Source organism: Acinetobacter sp. KB005 (assembly GCF_049949095.1).
Lineage (GTDB): Bacteria > Pseudomonadota > Gammaproteobacteria > Pseudomonadales > Moraxellaceae > Acinetobacter > Acinetobacter calcoaceticus.
On sequence record NZ_CP188191.1, the window covers coordinates 2526591 to 2541305 of the forward strand.

General features: G+C 37.3%; 16 protein-coding genes. 8 read left to right on the forward strand and 8 right to left on the reverse strand.

All coding sequences use genetic code 11. The features are described from left to right. Positions 1 to 77: 77 nt before the first annotated feature. On the reverse strand, positions 78 to 821 hold the full coding sequence (locus ACPF64_RS12140; protein WP_017390529.1) for a fimbrial biogenesis chaperone: 744 nt from the start codon (positions 819 to 821) through the stop codon (positions 78 to 80). 73 nt (positions 822 to 894) lie between these two features. Beyond that, positions 895 to 1431 (reverse strand): fimbrial protein, encoded by a 537-nt coding sequence (locus tag ACPF64_RS12145; RefSeq protein WP_426453516.1) that lies wholly within the window; start codon positions 1429 to 1431, stop codon positions 895 to 897. A 445-nt stretch (positions 1432 to 1876) separates the two neighbouring features. Here ACPF64_RS12145 and ACPF64_RS12150 point away from each other — a divergent pair, with 445 nt between their 5' ends. Both ACPF64_RS12150 and ACPF64_RS12155 read left to right on the forward strand, forming a co-directional pair. After that, positions 1877 to 2227, forward strand: coding sequence for a hypothetical protein (locus tag ACPF64_RS12150; protein WP_133746198.1), 351 nt, complete (start codon positions 1877 to 1879; stop codon positions 2225 to 2227). Between the two features lie 63 nt (positions 2228 to 2290). Next, positions 2291 to 2503, forward strand: a complete 213-nt coding sequence (locus tag ACPF64_RS12155; RefSeq protein WP_426453519.1) for a hypothetical protein — start codon at positions 2291 to 2293, stop codon at positions 2501 to 2503. 48 nt (positions 2504 to 2551) lie between these two features. Here the strand turns inward: ACPF64_RS12155 and bioB are convergent, their stop codons facing one another. Then, complete coding sequence (gene bioB, locus ACPF64_RS12160) at positions 2552 to 3541, reverse strand: biotin synthase BioB (protein ID WP_004642579.1); 990 nt, start codon at positions 3539 to 3541, stop codon at positions 2552 to 2554. A gap of 93 nt (positions 3542 to 3634) precedes the next feature. After that, the gene (gene queG, locus ACPF64_RS12165; protein WP_426456144.1) at positions 3635 to 4729 is read right to left on the reverse strand and encodes a tRNA epoxyqueuosine(34) reductase QueG; all 1095 of its coding nucleotides are present in this window, start codon (positions 4727 to 4729) and stop codon (positions 3635 to 3637) included. Positions 4730 to 4755: 26 nt separating this feature from the next. Here queG and ACPF64_RS12170 point away from each other — a divergent pair, with 26 nt between their 5' ends. Next, complete coding sequence (locus ACPF64_RS12170) at positions 4756 to 6213, forward strand: NAD(P)H-hydrate dehydratase (protein WP_426453521.1); 1458 nt, start codon at positions 4756 to 4758, stop codon at positions 6211 to 6213. A gap of 7 nt (positions 6214 to 6220) precedes the next feature. Here ACPF64_RS12170 and ruvC read toward each other — a convergent pair whose 3' ends face one another. Next, positions 6221 to 6766 (reverse strand): crossover junction endodeoxyribonuclease RuvC, encoded by a 546-nt coding sequence (gene ruvC, locus ACPF64_RS12175; RefSeq protein ID WP_003651385.1) that lies wholly within the window; start codon positions 6764 to 6766, stop codon positions 6221 to 6223. A 238-nt stretch (positions 6767 to 7004) separates the two neighbouring features. Between ruvC and ACPF64_RS12180 the strand changes: the two genes are divergently transcribed. Both ACPF64_RS12180 and ACPF64_RS12185 read left to right on the forward strand, forming a co-directional pair. Next, the gene (locus ACPF64_RS12180) at positions 7005 to 7598 is read left to right on the forward strand and encodes a helix-turn-helix domain-containing protein (RefSeq protein ID WP_426453524.1); all 594 of its coding nucleotides are present in this window, start codon (positions 7005 to 7007) and stop codon (positions 7596 to 7598) included. Continuing rightward, positions 7595 to 8140: an N-acetyltransferase family protein gene (locus ACPF64_RS12185; protein ID WP_426453526.1), complete on the forward strand. Its 546-nt coding sequence runs from the start codon at positions 7595 to 7597 to the stop codon at positions 8138 to 8140. The genes ACPF64_RS12180 and ACPF64_RS12185 overlap by 4 nt, the downstream gene beginning before the upstream one ends. Positions 8141 to 8206: 66 nt before the next feature. Here ACPF64_RS12185 and blaOXA read toward each other — a convergent pair whose 3' ends face one another. Further along, positions 8207 to 9028, reverse strand: coding sequence for an OXA-213 family carbapenem-hydrolyzing class D beta-lactamase (gene blaOXA, locus ACPF64_RS12190; RefSeq protein WP_426453528.1), 822 nt, complete (start codon positions 9026 to 9028; stop codon positions 8207 to 8209). A 500-nt stretch (positions 9029 to 9528) separates the two neighbouring features. On the opposite strand from blaOXA, the gene ACPF64_RS12195 reads away from it, so the two are divergent. Then, positions 9529 to 10092: an FxsA family protein gene (locus tag ACPF64_RS12195; RefSeq protein ID WP_151744081.1), complete on the forward strand. Its 564-nt coding sequence runs from the start codon at positions 9529 to 9531 to the stop codon at positions 10090 to 10092. 65 nt (positions 10093 to 10157) lie between these two features. Here the strand turns inward: ACPF64_RS12195 and ACPF64_RS12200 are convergent, their stop codons facing one another. Then, positions 10158 to 10352 (reverse strand): hypothetical protein, encoded by a 195-nt coding sequence (locus tag ACPF64_RS12200; protein ID WP_426453530.1) that lies wholly within the window; start codon positions 10350 to 10352, stop codon positions 10158 to 10160. 258 nt (positions 10353 to 10610) lie between these two features. On the opposite strand from ACPF64_RS12200, the gene ACPF64_RS12205 reads away from it, so the two are divergent. Further along, complete coding sequence (locus ACPF64_RS12205; RefSeq protein WP_198078646.1) at positions 10611 to 10859, forward strand: hypothetical protein; 249 nt, start codon at positions 10611 to 10613, stop codon at positions 10857 to 10859. Positions 10860 to 10983: 124 nt separating this feature from the next. Here ACPF64_RS12205 and metK read toward each other — a convergent pair whose 3' ends face one another. After that, a complete protein-coding gene (gene metK / locus ACPF64_RS12210; protein WP_426453533.1) occupies positions 10984 to 12150 on the reverse strand; it encodes a methionine adenosyltransferase in 1167 nt (388 codons plus the stop codon). Between the two features lie 538 nt (positions 12151 to 12688). Here metK and tkt point away from each other — a divergent pair. Continuing rightward, on the forward strand, positions 12689 to 14677 hold the full coding sequence (gene tkt, locus ACPF64_RS12215) for a transketolase (protein ID WP_017389478.1): 1989 nt from the start codon (positions 12689 to 12691) through the stop codon (positions 14675 to 14677). The last annotated feature ends 38 nt before the right edge of the window (positions 14678 to 14715 follow it).

Here is a 14715-nt window from a genome sequence, read left to right on the forward strand (position 1 = left end):
AGGTATAAACCATTTAGACATAGTTTTAGAGCCTATTCATGATAGGTATTTAGGTTTTCTTAAGTAATACAGTAAGGTTAGAACTTTATTGGGTGCTCAACTCTTCCACCATAATCATTGATATATACAAAGCTCATGTCTGCTAAATTTTTAGTTTTTAGTTTTATTTTATCTTCGGAAAAAGGGGCAACCATTAATCCTTGCTGTAATAAGTCTGTTTTATGGCCTTCACTTCCTTGAAAAATGGAGCTAATAGTCAGGAAAAAGGGTGTCGGGTTCTTCACTATTAGATATTGATCATTCATTTTCCATTGAACTTTCTCACTTAGTTGCTCAATATTTTCGTTTAGATTTATAGGGCGATAAAAAAATTTAATGCGCGAACGAACAGCAAGCTGTAAAAAATTATTAGAAATAGAGGTGTTTTGGTCTTGTTGAGTTTTTCCTTCCGGTTTAGGAGGTATATCTAAAACATTAAGCCAAAAAATAGATTCTTGTTGCTGATTTAATTGAGACGTATTAGGTAGAGCTGTAATTCTTAAGGTCTGGCCTTTAGTCGCTTCTACTCGTGAAATCGGGGGAGTAATAATGAAGGGCACATTTGCTTCATCGGGAGTCGACTTTGCATTTCCATCATCGATCCAAGCTTGAACAAGAGAGGGAGCTGTACCGTTATTACTCAGTTGCAAAGTGATCTCACGTGCATTTGAAGGATAAATGACACGAGTTCCATGTAAAACAATTTCAGTATGGCCTGTGGTAGTCAGTGCTACCTGTAGACAAACTAATCCCCAGAAAAACTTACGACCACGAAAAAGCATGAGTCATATTCTCAATAATGAATAATAGATAGGAGATAGCTTCTATCTTTAAATAGAAGCTTCAATTTTAATTTTATTGATAAATAATGGTGTATTTTACTTGCGATGTTACCGTACCCGCAGTTGAAGCACCTGTAGCATAGTATTCAGCATAATAGTTAAGGTCAGCATCACCACCTGCCGAAACATTCACCCATTGTGAGTTGGTCTGAGTCGCATTCGTGCCTGTAGCGAGTACAGGAATTACAGCATTATTACTGCCTAGCAACTGGATATTCACATTTGTTGCGCCGCCTGAAGTTGCTTGGTTTAATAACCGACCAGTATTAAAATCAACGGTAGCACCCGGCTCAAAATAGGTGGCTACTTTACCAGCCGAAGCACAGTTCGTTAAATTAATTTGAAATGGGGTGCGACCAGCTACATCACCTGCATTTTTTAAGGTTTGAGATGAAACTGTAGGTAGGTTAATTGTTAGATTTTTATCTCCAGTATCAATCGTACAAGTATTATCCGTGACAAGACCATTAATAGTAATTGTGCCATCTGCAGCTTGTGCATTTGTTATATTTAAGAGAGAAACCGCCGCCATAAAAATAAATCTTTTCATAAAATCCCCAGAATAGCCTTTTAAAATAAAATCCATTACTTTTTAGCAAGTTTATTCTGCTTAAGTAAGGCGAAGGAAATATATCACTTTTCAACCAAAAAACAAGAAAAACATTATATTTATATGTATTTTGATCAGTTGTTTTATTAATAAAAAATTTGGGAATATATTTTTTATCATTTGGTAAAATAATGTGTGATTCATTATTTAAAATAAAATAAAAAAATTCGTAATATTTAAGTAATTGTATTTTATTAAATTAATCTAACTTTAAGACATTTAAGATAAAAATTGCCCATATATATGATGTAAATTATTGTTTTTTAATAATAAAATTATTTTTTAATTTATCTTGTGAATATATTTATTTTTTAAGAATTTTTTAAGATTCAATTCCTACTGTTTTAGTTGTAATTTAATAAAAGATAATCTGGAGTTCCGTTCCATGAATAGTATGAAGTATAGCTATAAACCTAATTACTTTTTCTTTGCTCATAAGCTAGTTTTGTTTTTAAAGGATTATCTCATTAAGCACCCAACGGAGCAGCAGACAACGTTTAACTTGCAAACGATTTATGACATCTTTAGTCATGATCTTGCTTCGAGTACAACTAATCTTGAGGGTATCTTAAATATTGCAGATGAATACGTCTTTGAAACAGAAGAAGGTTTACTTCCATTGATCAGCAAGCACTCTGTTAATCTCAAGAATCATGTGCTTTCATTGGAGTTTTCACCACAAGCTTTGACAAGCTTATTGTCGGGTCGTTCTTTAGTGAACCCTAAAGCAGCTTAGATTCTCTTTTAAGGTAGAGTTAACTCATATAAAATTCATAAAATTTATTTTTAAGAGTTATTTATGAGTAAAGACTTTAAGGCCTTAACTTATATTGTAGATGATAATATAGCAGATACAGTGACTTGGCTCTTACACCATCAAGATGTTTTTGATGCTTTTAATTTTGATGTGTTGAGCCAAGAGCTGTCTGTAACGCATGCAGCAGGAAAAGACATTGTTCGAGTCGGGACATTTCTTAATGCCACTTATGGAATTTTAGTTACTTCTGTTTAAATAAAAAAGCCCTGAAGAATCAGGGCTTTTTTATTTTACTGCCTTGAGTTATGCGCTCATAGCATTTACTGATAAGTCAGCAACTGTTGGTTTTGGTTTTTCTGCGGTTAAGCCGAGTTTGTTAAACAACGCTTGGTCTTTACCTTCACCTGCATTTGGTGTGGTGAGTAACTTATCACCAGAGAATAGGGAGTTTGCGCCTGCCATAAATGCTAATGCTTGATCTGAATCACTTAATGACTCACGACCAGCGGATAAACGAATATAGCTATGCGGCATAATAATGCGCGCAACAGCAATAGTGCGGATCCATTCAATTACATCAAGCTTTTCAACATCAGCTAACGGCGTTCCTTCAATTGGAACAAGCATGTTAATTGGCACAGATTCAGGATGAATTGGTAGAGTAGCTAATTCATGTAATAAACCAACACGGTCATCACGGCTTTCGCCTAAACCTACAATGCCGCCACTACAAACTTTCATTCCAGCTTGGCGAACATAATCTAATGTATTTAAACGATCATCAAAAGTACGAGTGCTAATGATGTGTGAGTAGTACTCACGAGATGTATCTAGATTGTGATTATAATAATCTAAACCAGCAACTTGTAGGCGCTCTGCTTGAGATTGGTTAAGCATGCCTAAAGTCATACAGGTTTCTAAACCTAAAGCTTTTACTTCACGTACCATTTCTAAAACATAAGGCATATCGCGTTCATGTGGGTTACGCCAAGCTGCACCCATACAAAAACGAGAAGAACCTGAATCTTTTGCAGCTTTTGCTTCGCTAATCACTTTTTCTACAGCAATACGTTTTTCTGCTTCTAGTTTTGATTCGTAATGTGCTGATTGTGAGCAGTACTTGCAATCTTCGGGGCATTTACCAGTTTTAATCGATAAAAGGGTGCTGACCTGAATCGCATTGGCAGTGAAGTGCTCGCGATGTACTTGCTGAGCCTTGAAAACTAAATCCAAAAAGGGTTGTTCATATAAAGCTTGGATTTCTTCACGATTCCAATCATTACGTAGAGTCATTGTCATATCCATGATGATGGCATTAATTCACTATACATAATCATACAGAATTCGTATTAAAGCTATAGGGCAAAAAACATCATTTTTTTAATTTCATGACTGAAGTTGATTAAGTTGTTGTTCAATTGCCCAATCAATATGCACGTTGACAATATCATCATGCAAAATCTTGCCATTTTGTAGTTGAGCTACAATTTCCTTTGAATAAGGAGCATTTCCTAAACCGATAGCAATATTACGTTTAAAAGATTGATAACCTGTCCGGCGGATTGGGCTGCCTTCTGTATTAGCCAAAAACGTAGCTTCATCCCATTGCCAGATATCGAGTAGGCTGATGCTGTCTAAACCATTTCTAGGATTGAAATCACTAATGGACGCAGTTTTGGCAAAACTGTTCCAAGGGCAAATTAATTGACAGTCATCACAACCAAAAACTCGGTTACCAATACCGGCACGTAATTCTTCAGCAATAATTCCTTTATATTCGATAGTTAAATATGCGATACAACGCCTTGCATCGAGCATATAAGGTTCAACAATCGCTTGCGTCGGACAAATATCAATACAAGCACTACACGAACCACAGTGAGAGGTCGTTGGACCATCAAAAGGTAAATCGAGTGATGTAAATAGTTCACCCAATACAAAAAAAGAACCTGACTTTTTGTGAATGAGCAAAGTATGTTTACCCGTCCAACCCATTCCAGCACTTTCAGCCAATGATTTTTCAAAAATAGGGGCTGAATCAGCGAAAGGACGTGATTCAAAATCACCAACTTTTTCACGAATTCGTGTGGCTAAAGTTTTCAATCTACCACGCATGACCTTATGGTAGTCTCGACCACGTGCATAACGGGCGATAATCGCAGAATTTGGTTCGTAAGGTACATATCGAGGTTTTGGTGACTCAACCAGATAGTTCATGCGAACGCAGATAATACTTTTTGTGTCAGGAACTAATAATGTTGGATCAGCCCGCTTTTCTAGATTTTCTTCTAAATAGGTCATATCTGCATGATAGCCACGTTCAAGATACTCTAAAAAACGTGGCATTTGCTCTTGAGCATCTGGTTTTGCAATGACACAATCAGCAAAACCCAAGTCTAAAGCTTGAGCCTTGATCCATGCTTTTAATTCATGAAGATCAAGTTGTTGCAACGCAATGCGTGATGTATCGGAAGATGTCATAAACCAAAACAGAAGAGGATAATAATATGCAGACGGTAGTTTACCATAGCGATGATATTCAAGCATGGGAGCAACGCTGGTTTGCTGCGCAAAACTCATCATTAGGTTTAATGCAACAAGCGGCTTGGTCAATTGCTCAACAGCTAATTGAACTTTTTAACGAGCAGTCTGTTAAAAATATTGCTGTTTGGTGTGGGCAAGGCAACAATGCTGGTGATGGTTATTTTATAGCAGCTTATTTAAAGCAAGCAGGCTGGAGTGTTGAAATCTTTGCATCAGAAGTAGGGGCTTCAGCAGATTTACATCAAGCTGTGCAATTTGCAAAAGATCAACTGGTGGAAATTCATCAAGGTTTTGAACTTGCAAAGCATTTTGATTGTCATATTGATGCTTTATTTGGTATTGGTTTAAATCGAGAATTAAACACTAATTGGCAACAGGCTATTCAACAATTTAATGAACAAACTGGCCTAAAAATTTCTGTTGATATACCCAGCGGTTTGCAGGCAAATACAGGATGTACTTTACCTTGTGCAATAAGGGCTGATCATACATTTACAGTTTTAGGACTTAAAGCCGGATTATTTACAGGTCAAGGCAAAGAATACGTAGGCGAGCTTCATTTAATTGATTTAATTCCTATAGACCAAGAGCTGAAACCGTTAGCTTATTTAACATCAACAAATATTAAACTTCCTAAGCGATTAGCATTTGGTCATAAAGGGAGTTATGGGCATGTTTTAGTCGTTGGCGGGCATGAACAAATGGGCGGTGCTGTAATTATGGCTGCCGAGGCTGCTTTTCATGCAGGAGCAGGTAAAGTCACGGTGGTTTGTCATCAAAACCATCATCAGGCTATTCTGTCACGTTCACCAAATATTATGCTCCGTGATATTAATGCCTTAAATGAAAATTCTATTAAAGACATTTTATCTCAGGTTGATGCAGTGTGTTTTGGAATGGGGTTGGGGCGTGATGATTGGGCAAAGCAGATCTACCTACAATGGTTTAATTTATTAAATCAAAGTGAACATCTGGAAATTGTTTTAGATGCAGATGCTTTATGGTTTCTAGCAAAGCAACCTCAAAAATTGAATGCACATATTTATTTAACACCTCACTCTGGAGAAGCTGCAACATTGCTTGAGTGTTCTACTACTCAGATTGAGAATGATCGAATCTCTGCAATTTATGCCTTACAACAAAAATATGCAGGGCAGTGGGTGCTTAAAGGAGCGGGTAGTCTGATTTTGGAAGATACTCTTTATATTTGTACCCAAGGGAATGCTGGTATGGGAACTGGAGGGATGGGCGATGTACTAGCAGGAATGATTGCAAGTCTAAAAGCACAATTCCATAAGGCAATTGCATTACATGAAATTGTTACCCTTCATGCTCAGGCTGGTGACCAACTTGCAAAACAAGGTATGCGTGGTTTACAGGCTTTTGAGATGAATCAGGCAATTACACAAGTCGTGAACTAATAAAGCTTTAACGTCTGCGACTGCTAGAGCGGCTTCGTCCACGTGCCATACCACCTAAGGCATTAAGGACCGACAGTTTACTCATACTTCCAGATGCATGAGCATGGCAAATTGCTGCTGCTAGTGCATCTGCGGCATCTGCTTGAGGTTTGATGGTGAGGTTAAGTAATCGCATGACCATCATTTGTACTTGTTCTTTATCCGCGGCACCATAACCTACAACAGATTGTTTAATTTGGCGCGCAGTATATTCTGCAACTTGTAAATCTAAATTGACCAAAGCGGCTATTGCTGCACCACGTGCTTGTCCAAGTTTTAGAGCCGAATCGGGGTTTTGGGCCATAAACACTTGCTCAACGGCAGCTTCAGTTGGGCCATGAAATTTAACAATACGTTCAATACCAGCAAAGATACGTTTTAAGCGTTCGGGCATTTCCTTAGTTTCTGTTCGAATAGTACCTGCATCGATGAAACGTAGTTTGCTACCATCTTTTTCTATGATTCCATAACCTGTTAAGCGTGAACCAGGGTCAATCCCAATAATCAAAGACATGCGAAGGCTTACATAAATAATTTAAAGCTATTGTTACATACCAAAATATGATCTGCATGAGTTATTTAAGCAAGTCACTTATGAATGGTTATTTTTCGTTTTTTTAATAGATTCTATTTTGGTTACTACAAAGAAGATTTTTCAAAATTTCTAAAAAGATAAAATTCTTTGATAATTGACAATATTCTAGTTTAGTGGAATATTTATCTATAATTTTGGAAGCGAAGTTTGTGGGTGTATGGAAGATATTAATATTCGCATTGCACAGCAAGTACGTGAACTGCGTTTAGCTCGTGGATATACCCTGGATGTTCTTGCTACACGATGTCAGGTGAGCCGTTCTGCTATTTCATTAATTGAAAGAGGTGAGGCCAGCCCAACTGCGGTTGTCCTTGAAAAGCTAGCAAATGGTTTAGATGTACCTTTGACTCAACTCTTCGCTAATCAACAAGTTAATCAATCACCTCAGCCTATTGTTCGGCGTAGTCAACAATCAGAATGGAAAGACCCGGAAACTGGCTATCTTCGCCGTCAAATTTCACCTCCAAATTGGAAGTCTTCATTTCAAATTGTTGAAATTGAATTTCCCCCTCACTCACGAATTACTTATGAAATTAGTGAAACCTCTAAGGTGGTACAACAGCAACTTTGGGTAGTTGAAGGGAAAATTGATATTCAATTAGGTGAATCTTCTTATGCTTTAAGCACAGGGGATTGTTTGGCAATGCAACTAAACCAGCCCGTTATATACAGTAATAATTCATCTCAAGTCGCTCGCTATATTTTAGTCGTCTCTAGTCAACTCGTCTCTGCCATTAAGGAATCTTTATGACTTTTTCCCTCAATTCCAATTTTAGTTTAATTGATTGTAATGAAGCAGAACATTCAGTGGCTATTTTAGAGATTTTGAATGAAGCAATTATCAATTCTACCGCTCTATATGACTATTTACCGCGCTCTGAAGAGTCGATGAAAAATTGGTTCTCGGTTAAAAGACAAAATGGTTTTCCCGTAATTGGTATTGTTGATGAGACTGACAAGTTATTGGGTTTTGCGAGCTGGGGAACCTTTAGGGCTTTTCCCGCCTATAAATATACCGTTGAACATAGTATTTATATTCATCATGAACATCGTGGTAGCGGACTAAGCAAAATTTTAATGCAAGAGTTGATTCAACGAGCTCAAGAGGCCGAGTTACATGTATTGATTGGTTGTATTGATGCGACCAATCAGGCAAGCATAGGTTTACATGAAAAAATGGGCTTTACTCACGCAGGCACTTTTAAACAAGTCGGTTTTAAGTTTGGTGAATGGCTTGATGCTGCTTTTTATCAGTTAAATTTGAGCACACCATTTCATCCAATCGATGGATAAATAAAAACATCACATTCTAAAAAACAGAATAATAGCCCAGTCTATGCTTGGGCTATAAAGTTCAACTTATAAGATACCCAGTTGTTCTAAGCCTTTATAAGCAATTTCTTTGCGAATAGAGCTAGGAGTTCCTTTTTTCATTTCTAAATTAAGTGAGAATGCCACAATTTCTCCTTGTGGTTGAACGACCCAGCCTGTTAACCAACCAACTTGTGGTTCAACATCCCATCCCCAACCACTTTTGGCATAAATTTTAGTTCCATTTTTTTCTTCTATGAACACCATTGATTGAACTTGTTCTTGCACATCTTGGCTAAATGGAAGCGTTTTATGGGCTAATTGATAAACAAATTGGGTTTCTTGTTGAGGTGTAATTTTTAGAGGGCCAACGAGCCAAAAATTATCTACTTTTGAACCAATGTTAGCATTACCAAAACCAACTCGTTTTACCTCTTTGGACATAAGGTCAAGTCCAATTCGTCGAGCTAATTCTTGGTAAACTGGAATTGCAGAAGCTTTCATAGCATCGCCCAGTGTCATGTCCTTTTCCCAGTCAGGAAATAAGCGTTTTTGTCCATTCCATTTAAATACTTCAGTTGTAGTTGCCTTATGATGTTCAAGTCCAATTAAAGCATTTAACATTTTAAAGGTAGAGGCGGGAACATAGTTGGTTGATGCTCTTTTAAGATCATTTCCATAAATTTCTTCTGTTTGCCCTCGCTTAATCACCAAAACACCCGTGGTCTGTGCTTGATCAAACAGTGATTTAATTTCTTCTGAATTTTTATTGGCAGAAATAGAATATATTTGATGTTGTTTTACTGAATTAGAAGAACAGGCGGATAAAAATAGAGTAGCTGTTGCAACGATAAGGGCTTTTTTATACATAATCTGACTAAGTTTAATTTGAAGTATTGCTAATTAATTTAACTTGAATAGAACTGTCTTTAGATAGCTAAAATGTAAGCTATCTAGGAAGGTTTATTGTAGGTATTGCTTTTAAAGTCCTCTACTTCTAAAAGGAAAGCATAAACAAAGGAATGCTCCTAAATTTGCTAAGCAAATAAGACTTTATTTGACTAAAAAAGTTCTTTTTTGAACGAATTCTCAGTTAAATAGAGTAAAAAATTAAAATCTGATTGAAGTGACACTTGATAAAGTTGATACAGCACTCATTAATAATAAAGCATGTTTGTTTTTATCGAGTTAAAATCAAATGTACTCCAGTATTGCAGACTCTTGCTGATGCGATAGTTTTTGTTAATTTTTAGAAATTAGGCAGAACAATCAGAGCTAAGAGGAATGCTTAATCCTTATTTGCAACTTAGATAAGGTTAGGTCAAATAAAACTGCAATGAATTTTCTTTTTGAGATAGATAAAGTTTTACATGAATTTACTTCTTATTGTAGTTCTGGGCGCGATTGTTGAAATTGCCGTATGGATTGGCGTAGCACAGTTCATCAGTGGATGGTATGTGTTCTTTTGGTTCATTATTGCTTTCTTTATTGGTTTGGGGCTTATTCGCAGAAGTACTGCCGGTATTATGCCTCAATTACAGCAAATGCAGATGACAGGCCAGCTAGGTAGTGACCCAACTGTAACTAAAAAACTTGCTTATGCTTTTGCAGGTTTCTTATTAATGTTGCCGGGTCTTGTATCTGATGTTTTGGCTGTTTTAATTTTGATTCCTGGTGTTCAAACCGCATTTCGTAATGTAGCGATGAGAACTCTTGCAAAACGCCAACAAGCCATGATGAATAAAATGATGGGTGGTATGGGCGGTAATGCTTCGGGACAAAACCCATTTGCTGATTTAATGCGTCAAATGCAAGATATGCAGAACCAGCAGGGTGGTGGTCAAGGCCAATACCATGACTCAAACATTATTGATGGCGAAGCGCGAGACGTTACCCCAGACCACAAAAAAATTGAGCATAAAAATAAAGATTAATAAATGTGTTCTGAATATGAAAAAGCTTAAACCTCATGGGTTTAAGCTTTTTTATTTTTAAATAATTATTTATTTTGGCAATCCGAAGTAGATGAATCATTATTGTCTATTTCTAATTTAGTTTCTTCATGTGGTTTTGACTGCGGTTGATATTTATTTGAATGTAGAGCGGTTTGCTTGTTTTCAGATTGTTGATAACCTCGACTTCGGTTGGCTCTTTCGCGAAAGCCACCCTTATTAATGAGCTGTGTATCTGACATGCATTGACCTAAAATGTGAGATTATTCGCTTATTTTAGCAAATTTGGCAAAATATCAAAATAAGAAAAATAGTGCCAAAAAAATAATATTTAACTTATCTTTTTGTATTTTAAAAATATTTTTTAATTGACTCAATTGTTCATTCAGATTGAATTATCTTTTCATTTCACATAGGATAAATATAAAGGATGTATAAATTAAAAATGCAGCAAACCTATTAAAAAAACAACGGTTGAAATGAGGGAAGGAGGGTTACCTATGCTATATCAATACCATTGTGCGTGTTGCGACAAAGTTGTGGCATCAACTGATAAATCATGTCCATATTGTGGTTCGCAACATATTCGAAGCCCGTATGGTTTGTGGATGTTTTGTGTGATGGCTTGTCTAGCAGTTGTCATTGTATTTAAAGTTGTCCATATATATGTACAGAACCATCAAGATACTCCGACGCAGTCAACATTACTTGATGTATTAAATCAGGATGATAAAACCACAAGACAATAAATTTTGATCAGAGCTACAAATGATATGGCATCAAGGATGGTTGCTAGAAGAGTAAACCCTACATATTATGAAATTTGAACTGTAAAAAAGCCCGCTCATTGGCGGGCTTTTTTATGACTTTATATTAGAGGCCAGCAGCATCTTTAAGAGCTTCAACTTTATCAGTTTTTTCCCATGTAAATGCAGTATCTGATCCTTCGCGACCAAAGTGACCATAAGCCGCAGTTTGTTTATACATTGGCTGAATAAGATCCAGCATACGAGTAATACCAAACGGTCTTAAATCGAAATGATCACGTACAAGTTGAATAATCAACTCATCAGAAACTTTTGCTGTACCAAATGTATTAATTGAAATTGAAGTAGGTTCTGCTACACCAATTGCGTAACTTACCTGAATTTCACATTTGTCAGCAAGACCAGCTGCTACAATATTTTTTGCAACATAACGGCCTGCATATGCAGCTGAGCGGTCAACTTTAGATGGATCTTTACCAGAGAAAGCACCACCGCCGTGACGAGCCATACCACCGTATGTATCAACAATAATTTTACGACCTGTTAAGCCACAGTCGCCTACAGGGCCGCCAATAACGAACATACCTGTTGGGTTAATATGGAATTTAGTCGCAGCGTGGAACATTTCAGCAGGAATGATCGGCTTGATAATTTCTTCAATAACAGCTTCTTTAAGCTGGCTTTGAGTAATTTCAGGATCATGTTGAGTAGACAAAACGACCGCATCTAGACGTACAGGTTTGCCATTTTCATATGCAAAAGTAACTTGGCTTTTTGCATCTGGGCGTAACCATGGAAGTGCGCCTGAGCGACGAAGTTCAGCTTGACGTTCCATTAAACGGTGAGCATAAGAAATCGGAGCAGGCATTAACACATCTGTTTCACGGCTTGCATAACCGAACATCAAACCTTGGTCACCGGCACCTTGATCTTCAGGTTTTTGACGGTCTACACCTTGTGCAATCTCTGGTGATTGTTTACCAATCATATTGATTACAGCACATGTTGATCCATCAAAGCCAAGATCAGAGTGGTGGTATCCAATACCGTTAACGGTATGACGAACAACAGCTTCAACATCAATATTAGCAGTCGTTGTTACTTCACCAGCAAGTACAACAGCGCCTGTTTTTACCAGTGTTTCACATGCAACACGTGCGTATGGGTCTTCTTTTAAGATTGCATCCAAAATAGCGTCGCTAATTTGGTCGGCCATTTTATCAGGATGACCTTCGCTTACAGATTCCGAGGTAAAAACAGCGTACTCGCGCATGAAAGTCCTATCTTGGTTATTTCAAAAGACATAATATGTTACATCGACTTGAGCTTGAGGACCAGTTCATACTGACCAAAAAGCATGAATTTGTTTCATTTATACTGTGTTTTAATTGATAAGTGTATTAGTAAAATTGATATAAAGAGTATTTATTTAAAGTATTGGTATTTTAATAATTTGTTGTTAGTACGTTTTTTAGACATATAGTTTAACAAAAAGATGATGTCTTACAAGTTGGATTTTAAAGAAAAGAAACATGATCGATCTAGATAGAGATTTCACAATATTTTATCTATATATCAAAGTCTAATAGAACTGCCTGCTCGCATATTGGAGTAGTATTTAAAAAAATGAGCACTGTTTTGTATAACTTAAAGGTTCAAATGTTTTTTGTGTAACCAAGAAACGGTTAAAAATAAAGAAATATACTATGTTGGGGTTTACCCTCAGCCTTTTTTTTAAGACAATATAGCGGCATTGAATTGTTATTCATCTTCTTCTTTTCATCAATCTATTAAAATTGGATTCTGATCTTATGGCGACCCCTTTAAACGAACGTCGTATTGCAAATGCAATTCGTGTATTGGCAATGGATGCTGTGCAACAGGCAAACTCAGGGCATCCTGGTGCTCCAATGGGGATGGCAGATATTGCTGACGTCGTCTGGCGCGAGTTTTTAAATCACAACCCAACTAATCCACAATGGGCAAACCGCGACCGTTTCGTTTTATCAAACGGTCATGGCTCAATGTTGCAATACGCTTTGCTTCATTTAACAGGTTATGATCTTTCAATTGAAGATTTAAAACAGTTCCGTCAATTACATTCAAAAACTCCTGGTCACCCTGAATATGGTTATGCACCAGGTATCGAAACTACGACTGGTCCTTTAGGTCAAGGTATTGCAAACGCTGTTGGTTTTGCATTGGCAGAAAAGACTTTAGCTGCCCAGTTCAATAAAGATGATTTAAACGTTGTAGATCATTTCACTTACTGTTTCTTGGGTGATGGCTGTTTAATGGAAGGTATTTCTCACGAAGTATGTTCTTTAGCAGGTACTTTACAACTTGGTAAATTGATTGCTTATTATGATGATAATGGCATTTCAATTGATGGTGAAGTAGAAGGCTGGTTCAGCGATGATACAGAAGAGCGTTTTAAAGCCTATGGTTGGCAAGTTCTTCGTGTAGATGGTCATGATGCTGATGCGATTCGTCAAGCAACAATCGAAGCAAAAGCTGAAACTCAAAAACCAACCATTATTATGTGTAAAACCATTATTGGTTTAGGTTCACCAAATAAGCAGGGTAAAGAAGACTGTCATGGTGCGCCATTAGGTAAAGATGAGATTACTTTAACTCGTGAAGCATTGGGCTGGAAAGAAGAAGCATTCGTTATTCCTGCTGATGTATATGCTGCATGGGACGCGAAAGCAAAAGGTACTGAATCTGAAGCAGCTTGGGATGCGGTATTTGCACAGTATCAAGCAAAATATCCAACTGAAGCAGCTGAGTTACTTCGTCGTATTAGCGGTGACTTACCAGCTGAATTTGCAGCGCAAGCAGATGCATTCATTCGTGAAACAAATGCGAAAGGCGAGACAATCGCAACACGTAAAGCAAGCCAAAACACATTACAAGCATTTGGTCCTTTATTGCCTGAATTGCTAGGTGGTTCTGCTGACTTGGCTGGTTCTAACTTAACGCTTTGGAAAGGTTGCCAAGGTATTCAAGAGAACCCAGCTGGTAACTACGTATATTATGGCGTACGTGAGTTCGGTATGACTGCAATTGCCAATGGCGTTGCATTACATGGTGGTTTTGTTCCTTACGTTGCAACATTCTTAATGTTTATGGAATATGCGCGTAATGCAGTACGTATGTCTGCATTGATGAAACAACGTGTAATTCATGTTTATACACATGACTCAATTGGTTTGGGTGAAGATGGTCCAACTCACCAACCAATCGAACAAATTGCTTCTTTACGTGGTACACCTAACCTAAATACATGGCGTCCTGCTGATACTGTAGAAACTGCTACTGCATGGAAATCTGCTTTAGAGCGTAAAGATGGCCCTACAGCACTCATTTTCTCTCGACAAAACTTACCATTCCAAACACGTTCTGAAGAGCAAATTCAAAATGTTGCAAAAGGTGGGTATGTTCTTGCTCAAGAAAAAGGCGAATTAAAAGCAATTATTATTGCAACTGGTTCTGAAATTTCTTTAGCAATGGAAGCTTATGCTCAACTTGACGGTGTGCGTGTAGTTTCTATGCCATGTGCAGAAGAATTTATGAAACAAGACGCTGCATATCGTGAAGCTGTATTACCAGCTCATATCCGTGCGCGTGTTGCAGTTGAAGCTGCTCATGTTGACTACTGGTGGAAGTTTGTTGGTCTTGATGGCAAAGTAATTGGTATGACAACTTATGGTGAATCTGCACCAGCAAAAGATTTGTTCCAATTCTTTGGTATTACCACTGAAGCTGTTGTTGCAGCAGTAAAAGAATTAACTGCTTAAATATTGAAGTAGTGTAAAAAAGCGCTCCATTAGGGAGC

Bases quoted from the DNA above. Each gene is read 5' to 3' on its own strand.
- ACPF64_RS12140 (WP_017390529.1), bottom strand. From the start codon at position 821: ATGCTTTTTCGTGGTCGTAAGTTTTTCTGGGGATTAGTTTGTCTACAG.
- ACPF64_RS12145 (WP_426453516.1), bottom strand. From the start codon at position 1,431: ATGAAAAGATTTATTTTTATGGCGGCGGTTTCTCTCTTAAATATAACA.
- ACPF64_RS12150 (WP_133746198.1), top strand. From the start codon at position 1,877: ATGAATAGTATGAAGTATAGCTATAAACCTAATTACTTTTTCTTTGCT.
- ACPF64_RS12155 (WP_426453519.1), top strand. From the start codon at position 2,291: ATGAGTAAAGACTTTAAGGCCTTAACTTATATTGTAGATGATAATATA.
- bioB (WP_004642579.1), bottom strand. From the start codon at position 3,541: ATGACTCTACGTAATGATTGGAATCGTGAAGAAATCCAAGCTTTATAT.
- queG (WP_426456144.1), bottom strand. From the start codon at position 4,729: ATGACATCTTCCGATACATCACGCATTGCGTTGCAACAACTTGATCTT.
- ACPF64_RS12170 (WP_426453521.1), top strand. From the start codon at position 4,756: ATGCAGACGGTAGTTTACCATAGCGATGATATTCAAGCATGGGAGCAA.
- ruvC (WP_003651385.1), bottom strand. From the start codon at position 6,766: ATGTCTTTGATTATTGGGATTGACCCTGGTTCACGCTTAACAGGTTAT.
- ACPF64_RS12180 (WP_426453524.1), top strand. From the start codon at position 7,005: ATGGAAGATATTAATATTCGCATTGCACAGCAAGTACGTGAACTGCGT.
- ACPF64_RS12185 (WP_426453526.1), top strand. From the start codon at position 7,595: ATGACTTTTTCCCTCAATTCCAATTTTAGTTTAATTGATTGTAATGAA.
- blaOXA (WP_426453528.1), bottom strand. From the start codon at position 9,028: ATGTATAAAAAAGCCCTTATCGTTGCAACAGCTACTCTATTTTTATCC.
- ACPF64_RS12195 (WP_151744081.1), top strand. From the start codon at position 9,529: ATGAATTTACTTCTTATTGTAGTTCTGGGCGCGATTGTTGAAATTGCC.
- ACPF64_RS12200 (WP_426453530.1), bottom strand. From the start codon at position 10,352: ATGTCAGATACACAGCTCATTAATAAGGGTGGCTTTCGCGAAAGAGCC.
- ACPF64_RS12205 (WP_198078646.1), top strand. From the start codon at position 10,611: ATGCTATATCAATACCATTGTGCGTGTTGCGACAAAGTTGTGGCATCA.
- metK (WP_426453533.1), bottom strand. From the start codon at position 12,150: ATGCGCGAGTACGCTGTTTTTACCTCGGAATCTGTAAGCGAAGGTCAT.
- tkt (WP_017389478.1), top strand. From the start codon at position 12,689: ATGGCGACCCCTTTAAACGAACGTCGTATTGCAAATGCAATTCGTGTA.